This is a genomic window from Devosia sp. MDV22-iso42 (assembly GCF_058629155.1).
This window is the reverse complement of the sequence record NZ_JBZVWR010000006.1, coordinates 517,266-534,283: the sequence shown is the minus strand read 5'-3', so window position 1 is coordinate 534,283 and position 17,018 is coordinate 517,266. Positions and strand designations below refer to the sequence as shown.

Sequence of the window (17,018 nt, the reverse complement as noted above, 5' to 3'; positions counted from 1 at the left end):
GCTTGAACAAGTTCTGGGGCGTTGACGCCGATCCGACGGCCCAGGGCCGCATCAAGGGCGCCAAGCCCGTGGCCGTGCTCGATATCGGCTCCAACTCGGTGCGTCTGGTGGTCTATGAGCGGCATGCCCGCGCGCTGACGCCGCTCTACAACGAGAAATCCGCCTGCGCCCTGGGGCGCGGGGTCGGCCAGACCGGCCGCCTCGCCGAGGCCAATATGGCCCAGGCGCTCAACGCCATCAAACGCTTTGCCCTGGTGAGCCGGATGATGCGGGTGGGCAAGGTCTTCATCCTCGCTACCTCGGCCGTCCGCGACGCGGCCAATCGCGACGAGTTCGTCGGCGCGGTCGAAGCGCTGATGCAAAGCAGCGTACAGGTGCTCAGCGGCGAGCAGGAGGCCCATTACGCCGCGCTCGGTGCGGTTGCCGGCATTCTGGGCTTTAACGGCCTGGTGGGTGACCTGGGCGGCGGCAGCCTTGAACTCTCCAGCATCTCCAATGGCAGCGATACCGACGGGCAGTCGTTCGAGCTTGGCGTGATCCGGCTGCAGGATGACAGCAATGGCTCGCCCAGCAAGGCCGCCGAGATCGTCGGCGCGCGCCTGGCCCAGTCCATTCTGGCCAGCGCCGACCAGGGCAGCGCCTTTGCCGCCATTGGCGGCACATGGCGCGCTCTGGCCAAGCTGCACCAGATCGTCACGAAATATCCGCTGCACATGGTGCAGCATTATGTGGTGCCGGCCGAGGAAATGATCGCCTTCTGCGCCGGCATCGTCGCCGCCAATTCCCCCAAGGGCTATGACGGCGCTGACCAGGTCAGCTCCTCCCGGCGCGAGCTGGTGCCTTATGGCGCCGCGGTGCTGGGCGAGGTGCTCAAGGCCGGGCGGTTCAAGGAAGTGGTATTTTCCGCCCTGGGCGTGCGCGAGGGCTTCCTCTACGGCATGCTCGATCCGCGCGAACAGGCCATCGACCCGCTGATCCAGGGCGCCGAGGAACTCTCGGTGCTGCGGTCGCGCTCGCCGGCCCATGCCAATGACCTGATCGCCTTTACCGGCCAATTCCTCGCCGTTGCTGGCGTCGCGGAAAGCGCTGACGAGGCCCGGTTGCGCACCGTGGCGTGCCTGCTCTCCGATATCGGCTGGCGCACCCATCCGGACTATCGCGGCTCCCAGAGCATTGACGCCGTCGCCTATGGCTCGCTCAGCGGCGTTGATCATCCCGGCCGGGCCTTCCTCGCGCAGGTCATCGCCATTCGTTATGACGGCCCCAAGAGCAAGGCGGCGGCCTCGCTGGTCTCGCTGGGCAATGCGGCGCTGACGCAGCGGGCGCGGGTGATCGGGGCGCTGTTCCGCGTCGCCTATCCGATGACGGCGGCCATGCCCGGCGTGCTGCCGCGCATCCATTTCGAGCTGGTGGGTGACGGCCTGTCGCTGGTCCTGCCCAGCGAGCTGGCCTTTCTCGACGGCGAGCACCTGCAGAACCGGCTCGAGACCTTTGCCGGCATCGTCGGTTACAAGACCGCCACGGTCCGCGTGCTCTAGACCCAGGGCGCCGCGCCGCTATTCGGCGGCGGCCACGTCCTCGTGATCCTTGATGGCAAATTCGACAATACCCTTGCGCGTGGCGACAAGGCCGATGCGGCCATGCTTGATGGCCAGGGCCTTTTCGCCGAACAGCTTGCGCCGCCAGCCCTTGAGGGCGGGCACCTCGGCCGCGTCATCGAGCACCAGGGCATCGATCTCGTCGGAAGTGGCAATGATGCGGGCGGCCACGCCATGCTGCTCGGCCACCGATTTGAGCAGAACCCGCACCAGGTCGCCGACGGCGCCCTTGGGCGAGGGACCGCGATAGCGCTCGGGCATGATGGGCAACTCGGCCTTGCCGAGCGACTCGACATCCTTGAGCAGGGCCATGATCTCGGCGGCAGCCGAGCTGCGGCCGAAGCCGCGCGGCACGGCCCGCAGACGCTCGAAGGCATCCGCGGTCAGCGGGCGCTGCATGGCCAGCTCGAACAGCACGTCATCCTTGAGCACGCGGCTGCGCGGCTGGTCACTGTCCTGCGCGCGCTGTTCGCGCCAGGCTGCCAGCTGCTTGAGGGCCGCCAGGTCGCGTGGCCGGCTGATCTTCATCTTGAGGCGTTCCCAGGCCTGTTCGGGCTGCACCACATAGGTATCGACGCTGCGCAGGATGGCCATTTCATCCTCGACCCAATCGCCGCGCCGCGTGGCGGCAACCTGCTTGACCAGTTCGCGATAGATGTCGCGCAGATGGGTGACGTCGGCGATGGCGTAGAGGCGCTGCTTTTCCGACAGCGGCCGCGCCGACCAGTCGGTGAAGCGGCTCGACTTGTCGAGTTCGACATTGGTGACGGCGCGCACCAGGTTGTCGTAAGAGACGCTGTCGCCAAAGCCGCACACGCTGGCAGCGACCTGGGTGTCATAGATGTTCTCGGGCACCTGCCCGGTGGCCTTGACGAAGATCTCGATATCCTGCCGGGCGGCGTGGAACACCTTGGTGACGGCCTGGTTGGCCAGCAGTTCGTAGAACGGGTCGAGGTCGAAACCGGGCACCAGCGGATCGATCAGTACCGCCTCGTCATCGGTGGCCACCTGCACCAGGCAGAGCTTGGGCCAGTAGGTGGTTTCCCGAAGGAACTCGGTATCGACCGTTACAAAATCGAACTTTGCAGCGCGCTCGCAAAAGGCAGCGAGAACGTCTGTGGAAACTATCAGGTCCATACGAGCGCCCGTCTCAAAATCGTCAAGATTGTTACTAGCAGGTGCGGCAGGCCCACTCCAGACCGGATTTGCCCCGGCAGCAAGGCCTTAGCCGCGGGCAGGGGCAATCCGGCCGCGGCTGGGTGTTCGCCTTGACAATTGGGGGCTCCCATGCGCTTTTCCGCCCCAAGATTCCGGCCTTTTGCAGAGCTTTTCACCATGACGCTACATCGCTACCGCTCGCACACCTGCGGGGCCCTGACCGCCGCTGACGCTGGTAAAACCGTCCGCCTCAGTGGCTGGGCCCACCGTATCCGCGACCATGGCGGGCTGCTGTTCATCGACCTGCGCGACCATTACGGCCTGACCCAGGCCGTGGTCGACCCCGATTCGCCGGCCTTTGCTGCCGCCGAACAGGTCCGCTCGGAATGGGTCATCCGCATCGATGGCGAGGTCAAGCTGCGCGACGCCTCGGTGGTCAATCCAAACCTGCCGACCGGCACGATCGAGGTCTTCATCCGCGAGATCGAGGTGCTCTCGGCCGCCAAGGAACTGCCGCTGCCGGTATTTGGCGAGCAGGACTACCCAGAGGATGTCCGCCTTAAGTACCGCTTCATCGATCTGCGCCGCGAAAAACTGCACGCCAATATCGTCAAGCGCACCAAGGTGATCACCTCGATGCGCAACCGCATGGGTGAAGCCGGGTTCGGTGAATATTCCACCCCGATCCTGACCGCGTCCTCGCCGGAAGGCGCACGTGACTTCCTCGTGCCCAGCCGCATTCATCCCGGCAAGTTCTTTGCCCTGCCGCAGGCACCCCAGCAGTACAAGCAGCTGCTGATGGTGGCTGGCTTTGATCGCTATTTCCAGATCGCACCCTGTTTCCGCGACGAGGATCCGCGCGCCGATCGCCTGCCGGGCGAGTTCTACCAGCTCGACCTGGAAATGAGCTTTGTCACCCAGGAAGACGTCTGGAACACCATGACGCCGATCATGACAGCCATCTTCGAGGAATTCGCCGAGGGCAAGCGCGTCACCAAGGATTGGCCGCGCATTCCCTATGACACGGCGATCCGCAAATATGGTTCTGACAAGCCCGACCTGCGCAACCCCATCGAGATGTCGGCCGTGACCGCGCACTTTGCCGGCTCCGGCTTCAAGGTCTTTGCCAATCAGATCGAGGCCGACGACAAGGTCGAGGTCTGGGCCATTCCCGCAAGGAACAAGGCCGGCGCCGAGCCGATTGGCCGGGCCTTCTGCGATCGCATGAATGCCTGGGCGCAGGGCGAGGGCCAGCCGGGCCTGGGCTATATCTTCTTCAAGGAAGGGCAGGGCTCCGGCCCGATCGCCAAGAATATCGGTGAAGAACGCACGGCCGCAATCAAGGCCGAGCTCGGGCTCGAGGATGGCGACGCCGTCTTCTTCGTCTGCGGCCGCCCGGGCAAGTTCTACAAATTTGCCGGCGACGCCCGCACCAAGGTCGGCACCGATCTGGGTGTCATCGACACCGAGCAGTTCGCGCTGTGCTGGATCGTCGACTTCCCGTTCTACGAATGGGACGAAGAGAACAAGCGGGTCGACTTCGCGCACAACCCCTTCTCCATGCCGCAGGGCGGGATCGAGGCGCTCAACAGCCAGGACCCGTTGACCATCAAGGCCTATCAATATGATGCGGTCTGCAATGGCTATGAGATCGCCTCCGGCTCGATCCGCAACCAGCTGCCCGAGACCATGGTCAAGGCCTTCGAGCTGACCGGCAAGAGCAGGGACGAGGTCGAGGAGCAGTTCGGCGGCCTCTACCGCGCCTTCCAGTATGGCGCCCCGCCACATGGCGGCGCTGCCTTTGGCGTCGACCGCGTGGTGATGCTGCTCTGCGGTGTGCAGAACCTGCGCGAGATCACCGCCTTCCCGATGAACCAGCAGGCCGAAGACCTGCTGATGGGCGCCCCCAGCCAGGCCTCGGCCGCGCAGCTGCGCGAGCTGAGCATCCGCCTGAACGTGCAGGACAAGAAATAGGCCGCTGCCGAAACCGAGCATAGACGGCCCCCGCAAGCGGGGGCCGTCACTGTATTGGCCGGGAGTTTGCTGGAAATTAACCAGCGTTAATGATCCGTTAAAGGCTGGTTGTTACCGATGATGGTGTCGTTCGCCGTTTCGGATTCGTCCATTGAAGACCCGATACTCCAATATCCTGATGTTGCTGGGCGCCATTCTGGCGTTCGTCCCCATCGTGGCGGTGGATTATCTGCTCGACGCCTATATCCGGGTGCGAGAGAAAGACATTTCTCAGCAATATGTTAGAACCATTACCTCGCAGATCTCGATCGGCTCCAACGATGCCATAGCCGCCCTGCGGCGCATCCTGGCCGACAGTCCCTCGCTCTGCACGCCCACTTTCGTGGCCAATGTGCAGGTGGCCATCGAATCCAGCCTCAACCTCAAGCAGGTGCTGGTCGAGAACGCCGATGGTGTTCAATACTGCGATGCCTTCGGGCGCAATGTCAGCTATTCGCCGCTGTCGCGCGAACTGCCGGTGCCCGGTCATATCGAAACCATCACCCTGGTGCAGTTCGCCGGCATGGACATGCCGGCGCTCAAGATCACCCAGGCTTTTGGGGAATTGCGTCGGGTCTCGGCCTTCGTGCCGATCCTCGGCCAGACCAAGGGCACGCTGAGCGAAGGCATCGCTCCTGGCTCCATGCTGCGCGTGTTGCTCACTGACGGCACCTCGATCATGACCATCGGTGACGCCGCCAGTTTTGACCGCCGCGCCGAGTCGACCGAATTCGTCTATGGGCAGGCCTTTGCCGGCGAGCTGCCGCTCAAGGTCGAATATGCCATGCCCTTTGCCGTGGCGCGGGCCGGCTATGCCGACCTCGACGTCAGTTTCACCATCGTCGCCTGCCTGATGAGCGCAGCCTTCCTGGTGCTGGCGCTGAACTATGTACGGCGCTCCCGCGTGCCGGCCTTCGATCTGGAGCGCGGCATCGCGCGCGGCGAGATCAAGCCGTATTACCAGCCCATCATCAACCTGCGCACCGGCGAACTGGTGGGTTGCGAAGTGCTGTGCCGCTGGGAAAAGAAGAATGGCGAGATCGTGCCGCCCGGCGCCTTCATCGACTATGCCGAGGTGACCGGTCTGGCCATCCCGATGACGCTGTCGCTGATGCAGCAGGTCAAGTTCGACCTCAGCGACCTGTGCCTGCTGATGCCCGAGATGAAGGTGGCCATCAACCTGTTCGAGGGGCATTTCCGCGACGACAGCATCGTCGAGGACGTGCAGGCCATCTTTGGCGGTTCGCCGGTCAATTTCCGTCAGCTCGTGTTTGAAATCACCGAGCGGCACCCGCTGGCCAATTCGGCCGTGGCCAATAGCGTGATCGCCGGCCTGCATGCGCTGGGCTGTCGCCTCGCCATGGATGACGCCGGCACCGGCCATTCAAACCTGGCCTATCTGGGCACTCTGGGCATCGACATCATCAAGATCGACCGGATTTTCGTCGACATGATCAAACCGGGGACCACCCAGGTGCCGGTGCTCGACGGGCTGATCGCCATGGCCAAGGACCTCGACTGCGAGATCGTCGCCGAGGGCGTCGAGACCGAGACTCAGGCGCTTTATCTGCGGGCGCGCGGCGTGGTGCAGGCGCAGGGCTTCATCTTTGCCCCCGCGCTCAAGCATGGCGCCTTCAAGGAGCTGGCTCTGGCCCTGCACGCCAATCAGGCCGAGCCGACCACGATTGCTGCCGTTGTCGCCAGCGCCGCCTAGGGGCTGCGGGCGCTTTTCGGCTGGTCCAAGCCTGCCCCTGGAGGGGGCAGGCCGGTCTCTGCGGCGCGACCGCTGCATCCGCATGGCGGAAAACCGCCCATGGATGTTTGCCCGCGGCCGCTAGCCCCTTTTCAAGGCCGGCAATTGGTGGCACGAACGCGGACCCATACCGGTGCATGGGCTCGTTGCGAGCGCGTGTTGCAGAGGAGAACCAGGTGTCCACTGACGTCAATGAACAGCGGAAAGCCCTGCGCGACGCCGCGCTGCATTTCCACGAGTTCCCCAAGCCCGGCAAGCTCGAGATCCAGGCCACCAAGCCTCTGGGCAACCAGCGTGACCTGGCGCTGGCCTATTCGCCTGGCGTCGCCGCCCCCTGTGAGGAAATCGCCGCCAATCCCGAGGCGGTGTCCCGCTATACCTCGCGGCAGAACCTGGTCGGCGTGATCTCCAACGGCACGGCCGTGCTCGGCCTGGGCAATATCGGCGCGCTGGCCTCCAAGCCGGTGATGGAAGGCAAGGCTGTCCTGTTCAAGAAGTTCGCCGGCATCGACGTGTTCGACCTCGAAATCGACGAGATCGACCCGCAAAAGTTCATCGACGCCGTGGCGCCGCTCTGGCCGACCTTTGGCGGCATCAACCTCGAAGATATCCGCGCACCCGACTGTTTCGAGATCGAGGAAACGCTGCGCGAGCGCATGCCCATTCCGGTATTCCATGACGACCAGCATGGCACCGCCATCATCGTCGGCGCCGCCGTGCTGAACGGTCTCGAGCTCAAGGGCAAGAAGATCGAGGACGTCAAGATCTGCGCCTCCGGGGCAGGGGCCGCGGCCATTGCCTGCCTCAACGTACTCGTGGCGCTCGGCGCCAAATACGAGAATATCTGGGTCGCCGACAAGGATGGCCTGGTCACCCACAAGCGCAACGACATCAATGACAAGTGGCGCGGCCAGTTCCGCCGCGTCAGCGACGCGACGACACTGGCCGAAGTCATTGACGGCGCCGACATCTTCCTCGGCCTGTCGGCCGCCGGGGCGCTGAAGCCGGAAATGCTGGCCAGGATGGCGCCAAAGCCTCTGGTGCTGGCGCTGGCCAATCCCAACCCGGAAATCCTGCCCGAACTGGCCAAGGCCACGCGGCCGGACGCCATGGTGTGTACCGGGCGCTCGGACTTCCCCAACCAGGTCAACAATGTCCTGTGCTTCCCCTTCATCTTCCGCGGCGCGCTCGATGTCGGCGCTACCACGATCAATGAGGAAATGAAGCTGGCTGCGGTGCGGGCCATCGCCAAGCTGGCGCATGAGCCGGGCCTCGAAGTCTCGCCCTCGGGCGCGCCGGCCGTGTTCGGGCCCGACCACATCATTCCCAACCCCTTCGACCAGCGGCTGATCCTGCGCATCGCGCCGGCCGTCGCCCGCGCCGCCATGGAATCGGGCGTCGCCAAGAATCCGATCACCGACTGGCCGGCCTATATGGACGGGCTCAACCGCTTCGTCTTCCGCTCCGGCCTCGTCATGAAGCCGATCATCGACCGGTCGCAGGGGCAGAACAAGCGCATCGCCTTTGCCGATGGCGAGGATGAACGCGTGCTGCGCGCCACCCAGGTCCTGCTCGAGGAACGCATTGCCCGGCCCATCCTGATCGGTCGCCCCTCGGTGATCGAGGCGCGCATCGAGCGCTTCGGCCTCAGCCTGCGCCCCGGCATCGATTTCGAGGTGATCAATCCCGAGGACGATCCGCGCTATCGCGACTATGTCAGCCTCTTCCATTCGCTGGTGGGCCGCGACGGGGTGACCCCCGATACGGCCCGGCAGGTGGTGCGCACCAATACCACGGTGATTGGGGCTCTGGCCGTGCGCCGCGGCGAGGCGGACGGGCTGATCTGCGGGCTGCAGGGGCGGTTCATCCGCCATGTGCGCGACATCCGCTCGGTGATCGGCCTGCAGGATGGGGTGGCGGACGTCTCGGCGCTGTCGCTGCTGCTGATGCCGCGCGGCGCCTTCTTCCTGGCGGACACCTATGTCAATATCGACCCGTCGCCCGACGAGATTGTCGGCATTGCGCTGCAGGCGCGCGACCATCTCAAGCGCTTCAATATCGAGGCCAAGGTGGCGCTGTTGAGCTATTCCAACTTCGGCTCACGCGACGGCGACAGCGCCTACAAGATGCGCGAAGTGTACAAGAAGCTCAAGCTGGTCGCCCCCGAGATGATCGTCGAGGGTGAGATGCAGGGCGACCTGGCGCTCAACCAGGAACTACGCGAGCGCTATGTGCCCGACTCGGTGCTGGGCGGGGAAGCCAACCTGCTGCTGTTCCCCAATCTGGACGCCGCCAACCTGTCGATGACGCTGCTCAAGGAAATGAACAACGCGCTTTCCGTTGGCCCGATCCTGATGGGCACCAGCTCGCCGGCCCATATCCTAGCGCCCTCGACCACCAGTCGTGGCATTGTCAACATGGCCGCCATTGCCGCCACCGAGGCGATGGGGACCGACGCATGATCATTCATACCGTGGCCTTCAGCCTCAAGCATGCGCCCGGATCGCCGGAAGAGCACGACTTCCTGCGCAGTGCCATGGTGCTGGCCGAGATACCCGGCGTCGAGCACTTCGAACAGCGCCGTCAGGTCAGTCCCAAGACCGACTTTGCCTTCGGTTTCTCGATGACCTTTGCCGATGCGGCGGCCTATGCCGCCTATGATGCCCATCCGCTCCATGCCGGTTTCGTCGCCGAGCGCTGGGTGCCCGAAGTCACCCGCTTCATGGAGCTCGACTACGAGGCCCTCTAAGCGAGCTGGATGCCACGCCGAACCAAATTGGCTAATGAACTGCAAACACGGCTTTCCATCAAATTCTTCTCCAGCATATATTAAGGTGAGGGTGGGGAGCATGCCGGGTGGAGACAATCTATAGAAGACTGGAGGCATGGGGCTGTCCCCTTGCCGCGATCGACTGGCTCCGCAACCGGCGTCTCCTCGTCATTGTCGTGCTGGCGCTGTTGAGCTGGGTCAGCGTTGTCGCCATTGGCATGGGTCTGCACGCTATCGCCACGCAGCTGTGGTTTCCCCTCGGCGGTGGTGTCGCTGCCCGATAGGCGTGCGGCGGGCTGGCATCCTCGAGATGGCTCTGGGGTCCCTGGCCATGTGGCTGCCGAATTCTCGGCCATGCCTGGGCTGCATGATACCGTCGGCGCGGCCCCAGGCCCCCAATGTTGAGCGCCGCCTGGAAATCGGCTACCAGAAACGATGAGTCTGGTTCGAGGCGATGACCTTGCCTGTCCCTGGCCTGGCCCCACTGACTCGGCCGTGCCGGTTTGACTTGGGGGCAACGCCCTCGTGAAAAAGCTGCAATGGACCGCAAGGAATCCAGTTCTGGAAAACCTGTTGAAGCGCATTGAGGCCTGGGGCTATCCCAAGCCGGCAATAGACTGGCTGCGCAGGCACCGGCTGTTGACAATAATTGTGCTGGCGGCCGCCAGCTGGGCAGGTTTGCTTGCACTCGCTATCGCCCTCTATTCCCTGATGGTCGGTTGAGCGGGCGCAGGGGGCTTCTGGCGCCAGGCAGTTGGCAGAGCGCATCGCAACCCCACGTTAAGTCCTTTCGGGCACACTGGAACGGTCAAGTTCCGGTTTGCCCAGTCATATGCCCACCACCCGTCTCAAACGCCCTGCCATCTGGCGCCCTCTCGCATTGACCGTCGCGTTGCTTGGCTTCCAGGGCTATCTGGGATTCTCCGCGATTGGCGGGCAGTTCGGCATCGATAACCGCACTGAAATCCTGCTCGACATCGACCAGCTCAAGGCCAGATCGGCGGCGCTGCAGGCCGAGATCGATGACTATCGCCACCGCGCCACGCTGATGGATCCGCGTCGTCTGGACCCCGATATCGTCACCGAACGGGCCCGCGCGCTGCTCAACATGGCCAATGCCGACGACGTCATCGTCATGGTCGACAAGACCACCGGTCAACCTATTTCCAGTAAATTTCAAGAATTAACCACAGACGAGTTAAGTGCAATTATTGAAGCGGATTCAACGCTTTAAAGCTTATCTTCCAGTTTGAATGAGCATTGCTTTTCGCCAGTCGCCGGGGTTATGGTAGCGGACTGTGGCCAAACCGGCCGAAGCGGCAATTCCAATCCGATGCGGAGCGTTCTTAATGGCGCGTAAAGCTGTGGCCACCCAGGCCAAGACGCAATCCAATATCCCCGAATTCACGCCCGAGCAGGAGCTCGAGGCCTATCGCGAAATGCTGCTGATCCGGCGTTTCGAGGAAAAGGCCGGCCAGATGTATGGCATGGGCCTGATCGGTGGCTTCTGCCACCTCTATATCGGCCAGGAAGCCGTGGTCACCGGCGTTACCATGGCCAGCGAGAAGGGCAAGGACGCCCAGATCACCGGCTATCGCGATCATGGCCACATGCTGGTCATGGGGCTCGACCCCAAGGGCGTCATGGCCGAACTGACCGGTCGCGAGGCTGGCCTCAGCCGCGGCAAGGGCGGCTCGATGCACATGTTCTCCAATGAACACCGCTTCTACGGCGGCAATGGCATTGTCGGCGCCCAGGTATCGCTGGGCAATGGCCTGGCCTTCGCCTCGAAATATCGCGGCGATGGCTCGGTATCGCTGGCTTATTTCGGCGACGGCGCGGCCAATCAGGGCCAGGTCTATGAGAGCTTCAACATGGCCAAGCTGTGGAAGCTGCCGGTTGTGTTCATCATCGAGAACAACAAATACGCCATGGGCACGTCGACCGAGCGCGCCTCGGCAACCACCGATTTCTCGATGCGCGGCGCCTCCTTCGACATTCCCGGCGAACAGGTCGACGGCATGGATGTGCGCATGGTGCATGACGCCGCCCAGCGCGCCATCGAGCATGCCCGGTCCGGCAAGGGGCCTTACATCCTCGAAATGCTGACCTATCGCTATCGTGGTCACTCCATGTCCGACCCGGCCAAGTATCGCAGCAAGGATGAAGTGACCAAGTACCGCCAGGAACGCGACCCCATCGAACAGGTCAAGGCGCGCCTCTTGGAATCCGGCGCCCAGACCGAGGAATCGCTCAAGGCCATCGAAAACGAAATCCGCGCTATCGTCACCGAAGCAGCCGATTTTGCCACCAATGCGCCCGAGCCCGATCCGGCCGAGCTGTGGACTGACATCACCATCAGCGCCTGAGAGGCTCAATAATGAGCATGTTGCTTGGGGTCATTGCCGGTTTTGCCTTGCTGTCACTGGTCGTGGCAGTGATGCAGGCCGTCAAGATGGTGCAGCTGGCACCCGCCCGCGAAGAGCTGGGCCCCTTCATGCTGCTGGGCTGGTGGAAATTCCACCGGCTTGCGGCCAAGGCGGGTCCGGCGGCGGCACAGCATGTCCAGATCTACCAGCGGGCTGCCATCGCCTTTCTCGTCTTCATCGTGCTGGGCGTCACGCTCAGCGGCTGGGCGGTCAACCAGGCCGCCATGCCACCGGCACCGGTGACCTCCGGGCTGCTCGTCAATCCGGCCGGCGCGCCAGCCGACCTTGCCTTCAATACCCATCTTCGCCGTGTGGCTATGCCCGGCGCCCCTCTTGTGGAGAGCTGATATGCCTCAAATCCTGATGCCCGCACTGTCGCCGACGATGGAAGAGGGGAAACTCTCCAAGTGGCTCGTCAAGGTCGGCGATACCGTCAAGTCCGGTGACGTGCTGGCCGAAATCGAGACCGATAAGGCGACCATGGAAGTCGAGTCGGTCGACGAGGGCGTGGTCACCGAACTGCTGGTGGCCGAGGGCTCCGAGGGCGTCAAGGTCAATACCCCGATCGCCATGGTCCTGGCCGAAGGCGAAACGGCCGGCGAGACCGCCCCCAAGGTTGCCGAGCAGACGACCAGCGCCGCGGCCGCCGAGTCGCCTGCTGCCGCAGAGGCTCCCGCCGCCAGCGTGCCGGCCGAGGCCAAGGCGCCTGCTGCCGAAGCGCCCAAATTTGTGGCGCAGAGCGATCCCGACCTGCCCGCCGGCGTCGAAATGGTCGAGATGACCGTGCGCCAGGCGCTCAACGAGGCCATGGCCGAAGAGCTGCGCCGCGACAAGGACGTCTTCGTCATCGGCGAGGAAGTCGCCGAATACCAGGGCGCCTACAAGATCACCCAGAACCTGCTGCAGGAATTCGGCCCCGAGCGCATCATCGATACCCCGATCACCGAGCACGGTTTTGCCGGCCTGGCGGTCGGCGCGGCCTTTGCTGGCCTCAAGCCGATCGTGGAATTCATGACCTGGAACTTTGCCATGCAGGCTATCGACCAGATCATCAACTCGGCGGCCAAGCAGCTCTATATGTCGGGCGGCCAGGTAACGGCACCCATGGTGTTCCGCGGCCCCAATGGCGTCGCCTCGCGCGTCGGCGCCCAGCACAGCCAGGACTATTCGGCCTGGTACAGCCACATTCCGGGCCTGACCGTGATCGCACCCTATAGCGCGGCCGATGCCAAGGGCCTGCTCAAGGCAGCCATCCGCTCGCCCAACCCCGTCATCTTCCTCGAAAACGAAATCCTCTACGGCTCGACCGGCCTCGTCCCCAAGATGGACGATTTCCTGCTGCCGATCGGCAAGGCGCGCATTGCCCGCAAGGGCGCCGACGTCACCATCGTCTCGTTCTCGATGGGCATGCGCTACGCCACCCAGGCCACCGAGAAGTTGGTCGCTGCCGGCGTCGATGTCGAACTGATCGATCTGCGCACATTGCGGCCACTCGACAGCGATACGGTGATCGAGTCGGTCAAGAAGACCGGCCGCCTCGTCACGGTGGAAGAGGGCTGGCCGCAGGGCGGCATTGGTGCCGAACTGTCGGCCCGCGTCATGGAACAGGCCTTCGATTATCTCGATGCGCCGGTGATGCGCGTGACCGGCAAGGACGTGCCCATGCCCTATGCGGCAAATCTCGAAAAGCTGGCGCTGCCGCATGTCGATGACGTCATCGCCGCGGTCAATGCCGTGACCTATCGCTCGTAAGGAGAACCGGGATGCCAATTGATATCACCATGCCGGCGCTCTCTCCGACGATGGAAGAGGGCAAGCTTGCCAAGTGGCACGTCAAGGAGGGCGACACCGTCTCCTCCGGTGACGTGATCGCCGAAATCGAAACCGACAAGGCCACGATGGAAGTCGAGGCCGTCGACGAGGGCAAGATCGGCAAGATCGTGGTGCCCGAAGGCACCGAGAATGTGAAGGTCAATGCCGTGATCGCCGTGCTGCTGCAGGACGGCGAAAGCGCCGGCGACATGGGTGCCCCAAAGGCCGCGCCTGCCGCAGAAGCGCCCAAGGCTGAGGCGCCCAAAGCTGCCGAGCCGGCCAAGGCCGATGCTGGCGCGATCAAGGAAGCCAATGCGGCAACGCAGACGGCCCAGACCGCCAAGGCTGACCCTGCACCGGCCAAGCCGGCTGCGGCGCCTGCGCCAAAGGCCGAGGGTGGCAAGGTGTTTGCCTCGCCGCTAGCCCGGCGCATGGCCAAGGATGCCGGCATCGATGTCGCCGCCATTTCCGGCACCGGTCCCAAGGGCCGCGTCGTCAAGTCCGACGTGGTTGCTGCCAAGTCGGGCGCAACCCCGCTCAAGGCCGCTGCCGCCGCTGCGAGTGCTCCGGCATCGGGTGGTGCTGCCGCCACCGGCATGACCAAGGCGCAGGTTTTGGCGCTCTATGAAGAGGGCAGCTACGACCTCGTGCCGAACGATGGCATGCGCAAGGTGGTGGCCGCACGCCTCACCGAATCCAAGCAGACCGTGCCGCATTTCTATCTCAACCTCGATTGCCGCATCGACGCCCTGATGGCGGCGCGCGAGCAGATCAATGCCGCCGCGCCCAAGGGCAAGGATGGCAAGCCGGGCTACAAGCTCTCGGTCAATGACTTCGTCATGAAGGCCTGGGCCGTCGCCCTGCAGCGCGTGCCGCTGGCCAATGCCACCTGGGCCGGCGACAGCATCCTCTACCACAAGCGCAGTGACGTGGCGGTTGCCGTGGCCGTGCCGGGTGGCCTCTTCACCCCCGTGGTCAAGGCCTGCGATACGCTCAGCCTGCGCGAGATTTCCGAAGCCGTGAAGGACCTGGCGACGCGCGCCAAGTCCAAGAAGCTGGCGCCGCATGAATATCAGGGCGGGGCCTCCTCGGTCTCCAATCTGGGCATGTTCGGCATTACCAGCTTCTCGGCGGTGATCAACCCGCCGCATGGCACGATCCTGGCCGTCGGCGTGGGTGAAGAACGCGTCTTCGCCGACAAGGGCGAGATCAAGATCGGTCAGTTCATGACCGTGACGCTCAGCTGCGATCACCGTGCCGTCGACGGCGCCCTGGGCGCCGAAGTGCTCGGCGTGTTCAAGGGGCTGATCGAAAATCCCGTGATGATGCTGGCCTAGGAGGGCCTGGCTCCATGAAAACCATTCTGGCCTATGGCGACAGTCTGACCTTTGGGGCCAATCCGACCGGCGGCATGCGCCACGCCTATGAAGATCGCTGGCCGAGCGCGCTCGAAGCCGGGCTCGCCGGCAAGGCGCGGGTCATTGCCGAGGGGCTGGGCGGCCGCACCACGGTGTCGGACGACTGGTATGCCAATGCCGACCGCAATGGCGCCCGCATTCTGCCGACGCTGCTCGAAAGCCACAGCCCGCTCGACCTCGTCATCATCATGCTGGGGACCAATGACATCAAGCCGGCCATCTGCGGCTCGGCGTTGGAGGCCTCGTTCGGCATGCGCCGGCTGGTGCAGATCATCCGCGGCCACTATGCCGGCAAGGACGAGACGGCGCCCAGGATCCTGCTGATCGCCCCGCCGCTGCTCTGCCAGAGCGAGAACACTGACATGATGGGCCACTTTGGCGGCTTGGCCCATGGCCTCGAGCAGTCGAGCCAGTTCGCCGCCCATTATGCCCGCCGCGCCGAGGAGTGGGACACCGGCTTCTTTGACGCCTCCACCGTGGCCCAGGCCGATCCGGAAGACGGCGTCCACCTTGACGCCAGCAATACCCGGGCGATCGGGGTTGCCCTGGTGCCTGTCGTCACATCCATGCTGGGCCTTTGACCTACGCAACCAATTATTCCTGTGACTTTTCTGGAGGCCCAAATGGCTGACCAATACGATCTTCTCGTTATCGGCGCCGGTCCCGGCGGCTATATTGCGGCCATTCGTGGCGCGCAGCTGGGCATGAAGGTAGGCATTATCGAGCGCGAGCACATGGCCGGCATCTGTTCCAACTGGGGCTGTATCCCGACCAAGGCGCTGCTGCGTTCGGCCGAAGTCTATGGCCACATGACCCATGCCAAGGACTATGGCCTGACGGCGGAAAAGTTCGGCTTCGACATTGACGGCGTGGTCAAGCGTTCGCGCGCCATTGCGGCGCAGATGAACAATGGCGTGCAGTTCCTGATGAAGAAGAACAAGATCGACATCATCTGGGGCGAGGCTGTCATCACCAAGCCGGGTGAGGTCACCGTCGCGCCGACCAAGAAGGCTATTGTGCAGCCGCAGGGCCCGGTGCCGAAGAACCCGCTGGGCGCGGGCACCTACAAGGCCAAGAACATCATCATCGCCACCGGCGCGCGGCCGCGCGTGCTGCCCGGCATCGAGCCCGATGGCGACAAGATCTGGACCTATTTCGAGGCGATGAAGCCGGCCGAAATGCCCAAAAGCCTGGTGGTCATGGGCTCGGGCGCCATCGGCGTCGAGTTCGCCTCCTTCTACCGCTCCATGGGCGCCGAGGTGACCATTATCGAGCTGCTGCCGCAGATCATGCCGGTGGAAGACGCGGAAATTTCCGCCCTGGCGCGCAAGCGGCTGGAAAAGCGCGGCATCAAGATCCTGACCGACACCAAGGTGGAAAAGGTCGACAAGTCAGGCGCCGGCGTCGTGGCCCATGTCGTGCTCAAGGATGGCAGCAAGCAGCAGATCGCCGGCGACAAGCTGATCTCGGCCGTCGGCGTGATGTGCAATATCGAGGGCATTGGCCTTGAGAATGTCGGCGTCAAGACCGAGCGCGGCGCCATCGTCATCGACGGCTATGGCGCGACCAATGTTGCCGGGATCTGGGCCATTGGCGACGTCGCCGGCCCGCCCATGCTGGCGCACAAGGCCGAGCATGAGGCGGTGATCACCGTCGAAAAGATCGCCGGCATGAAGGTGCATGGGCTCAACAAGCTTTTGGTCCCCGGCTGCACCTATTGCGAGCCGCAGGTGGCCAGCGTCGGCCTGACCGAGGCCAAGGCCAAGGAGGCCGGGCGCGAGATCAAGGTCGGCCGCTTCCCCTTCATCGGCAATGGCAAGGCCATTGCACTGGGCGAGCCCGACGGGCTGGTCAAGACCATCTTTGATGCGAAAACCGGTGAACTGCTCGGCGCCCATATGGTGGGTGCCGAAGTGACCGAACTGATCCAGGGCTTTGTCATCGCCATGAACCTCGAAACCACCGAGGAAGAGCTGATGCACACCATCTTCCCCCATCCAACGCTCAGCGAGACGATGAAGGAAAGCGTGCTGGACGCCTATGGCCGCGCGCTGAACATGTAGTCGC

At 63.9% G+C, this 17,018-nt stretch carries 15 protein-coding genes; 14 read left to right on the top strand and 1 reads right to left on the bottom strand.

Annotated features, from left to right (window positions below):
• Window positions 1–2: 2 nt before the first annotated feature.
• Window positions 3–1,538 carry a Ppx/GppA phosphatase family protein gene (locus AC4NN3_RS04245; RefSeq protein WP_491925859.1) on the top strand — a complete coding sequence of 512 codons (1,536 nt, stop codon included), beginning with the start codon at window positions 3–5 and terminating at the stop codon, window positions 1,536–1,538.
• Window positions 1,539–1,556: 18 nt separating this feature from the next.
• Here AC4NN3_RS04245 and rnd read toward each other — a convergent pair whose 3' ends face one another.
• Window positions 1,557–2,735, bottom strand: coding sequence for a ribonuclease D (rnd, locus tag AC4NN3_RS04240; protein WP_491925858.1), 1,179 nt, complete (start codon window positions 2,733–2,735; stop codon window positions 1,557–1,559).
• A 198-nt stretch (window positions 2,736–2,933) separates the two neighbouring features.
• Between rnd and aspS the strand changes: the two genes are divergently transcribed.
• The 13 genes from aspS to lpdA all read left to right on the top strand — a co-directional run bounded on the left by aspS (window position 2,934) and on the right by lpdA (window position 17,014).
• A complete protein-coding gene (aspS, locus tag AC4NN3_RS04235) occupies window positions 2,934–4,730 on the top strand; it encodes an aspartate--tRNA ligase (protein WP_491925857.1) in 1,797 nt (598 codons plus the stop codon).
• A gap of 151 nt (window positions 4,731–4,881) precedes the next feature.
• The gene (locus AC4NN3_RS04230; RefSeq protein WP_491925856.1) at window positions 4,882–6,483 is read left to right on the top strand and encodes an EAL domain-containing protein; all 1,602 of its coding nucleotides are present in this window, start codon (window positions 4,882–4,884) and stop codon (window positions 6,481–6,483) included.
• Between the two features lie 176 nt (window positions 6,484–6,659).
• Window positions 6,660–8,984, top strand: a complete 2,325-nt coding sequence (locus AC4NN3_RS04225; RefSeq protein WP_491925855.1) for an NADP-dependent malic enzyme — start codon at window positions 6,660–6,662, stop codon at window positions 8,982–8,984.
• Window positions 8,981–9,271: a Dabb family protein gene (locus AC4NN3_RS04220; RefSeq protein WP_491925854.1), complete on the top strand. Its 291-nt coding sequence runs from the start codon at window positions 8,981–8,983 to the stop codon at window positions 9,269–9,271. The genes AC4NN3_RS04225 and AC4NN3_RS04220 overlap by 4 nt, the downstream gene beginning before the upstream one ends.
• Before the next feature lie 107 nt (window positions 9,272–9,378).
• Entirely contained in the window at window positions 9,379–9,576 is a 198-nt protein-coding gene (locus tag AC4NN3_RS04215; protein WP_491925853.1) for a hypothetical protein, read from the top strand.
• Between the two features lie 241 nt (window positions 9,577–9,817).
• Window positions 9,818–10,015, top strand: a complete 198-nt coding sequence (locus tag AC4NN3_RS04210) for a hypothetical protein (RefSeq protein ID WP_491925852.1) — start codon at window positions 9,818–9,820, stop codon at window positions 10,013–10,015.
• Window positions 10,016–10,124: 109 nt separating this feature from the next.
• Window positions 10,125–10,526: an FtsB family cell division protein gene (locus AC4NN3_RS04205; protein ID WP_491925851.1), complete on the top strand. Its 402-nt coding sequence runs from the start codon at window positions 10,125–10,127 to the stop codon at window positions 10,524–10,526.
• Between the two features lie 115 nt (window positions 10,527–10,641).
• Complete coding sequence (pdhA, locus tag AC4NN3_RS04200) at window positions 10,642–11,661, top strand: pyruvate dehydrogenase (acetyl-transferring) E1 component subunit alpha (RefSeq protein WP_491925850.1); 1,020 nt, start codon at window positions 10,642–10,644, stop codon at window positions 11,659–11,661.
• Between the two features lie 11 nt (window positions 11,662–11,672).
• Window positions 11,673–12,068, top strand: coding sequence for a hypothetical protein (locus AC4NN3_RS04195; RefSeq protein WP_491925849.1), 396 nt, complete (start codon window positions 11,673–11,675; stop codon window positions 12,066–12,068).
• A 1-nt stretch (window position 12,069) separates the two neighbouring features.
• Entirely contained in the window at window positions 12,070–13,473 is a 1,404-nt protein-coding gene (locus AC4NN3_RS04190; RefSeq protein ID WP_491925848.1) for a pyruvate dehydrogenase complex E1 component subunit beta, read from the top strand.
• A gap of 11 nt (window positions 13,474–13,484) precedes the next feature.
• Window positions 13,485–14,870, top strand: a complete 1,386-nt coding sequence (locus AC4NN3_RS04185; RefSeq protein ID WP_491925847.1) for a pyruvate dehydrogenase complex dihydrolipoamide acetyltransferase — start codon at window positions 13,485–13,487, stop codon at window positions 14,868–14,870.
• A 14-nt stretch (window positions 14,871–14,884) separates the two neighbouring features.
• Window positions 14,885–15,532, top strand: coding sequence for an SGNH/GDSL hydrolase family protein (locus AC4NN3_RS04180; protein ID WP_491925846.1), 648 nt, complete (start codon window positions 14,885–14,887; stop codon window positions 15,530–15,532).
• Between the two features lie 42 nt (window positions 15,533–15,574).
• Window positions 15,575–17,014: a dihydrolipoyl dehydrogenase gene (gene lpdA / locus AC4NN3_RS04175; protein WP_491925845.1), complete on the top strand. Its 1,440-nt coding sequence runs from the start codon at window positions 15,575–15,577 to the stop codon at window positions 17,012–17,014.
• Window positions 17,015–17,018: the final 4 nt, after the last annotated feature.

Excerpts from the sequence above, each read along its gene's own strand:
- AC4NN3_RS04225 (WP_491925855.1), top strand. The coding sequence starts at position 6,660 with ATGGGCTCGTTGCGAGCGCGTGTTGCAGAGGAGAACCAGGTGTCCACT.
- aspS (WP_491925857.1), top strand. The coding sequence starts at position 2,934 with ATGACGCTACATCGCTACCGCTCGCACACCTGCGGGGCCCTGACCGCC.
- lpdA (WP_491925845.1), top strand. The coding sequence starts at position 15,575 with ATGGCTGACCAATACGATCTTCTCGTTATCGGCGCCGGTCCCGGCGGC.
- rnd (WP_491925858.1), bottom strand. The coding sequence starts at position 2,735 with ATGGACCTGATAGTTTCCACAGACGTTCTCGCTGCCTTTTGCGAGCGC.
- pdhA (WP_491925850.1), top strand. The coding sequence starts at position 10,642 with ATGGCGCGTAAAGCTGTGGCCACCCAGGCCAAGACGCAATCCAATATC.
- AC4NN3_RS04185 (WP_491925847.1), top strand. The coding sequence starts at position 13,485 with ATGCCAATTGATATCACCATGCCGGCGCTCTCTCCGACGATGGAAGAG.
- AC4NN3_RS04190 (WP_491925848.1), top strand. The coding sequence starts at position 12,070 with ATGCCTCAAATCCTGATGCCCGCACTGTCGCCGACGATGGAAGAGGGG.
- AC4NN3_RS04205 (WP_491925851.1), top strand. The coding sequence starts at position 10,125 with ATGCCCACCACCCGTCTCAAACGCCCTGCCATCTGGCGCCCTCTCGCA.
- AC4NN3_RS04195 (WP_491925849.1), top strand. The coding sequence starts at position 11,673 with ATGAGCATGTTGCTTGGGGTCATTGCCGGTTTTGCCTTGCTGTCACTG.
- AC4NN3_RS04220 (WP_491925854.1), top strand. The coding sequence starts at position 8,981 with ATGATCATTCATACCGTGGCCTTCAGCCTCAAGCATGCGCCCGGATCG.
- AC4NN3_RS04180 (WP_491925846.1), top strand. The coding sequence starts at position 14,885 with ATGAAAACCATTCTGGCCTATGGCGACAGTCTGACCTTTGGGGCCAAT.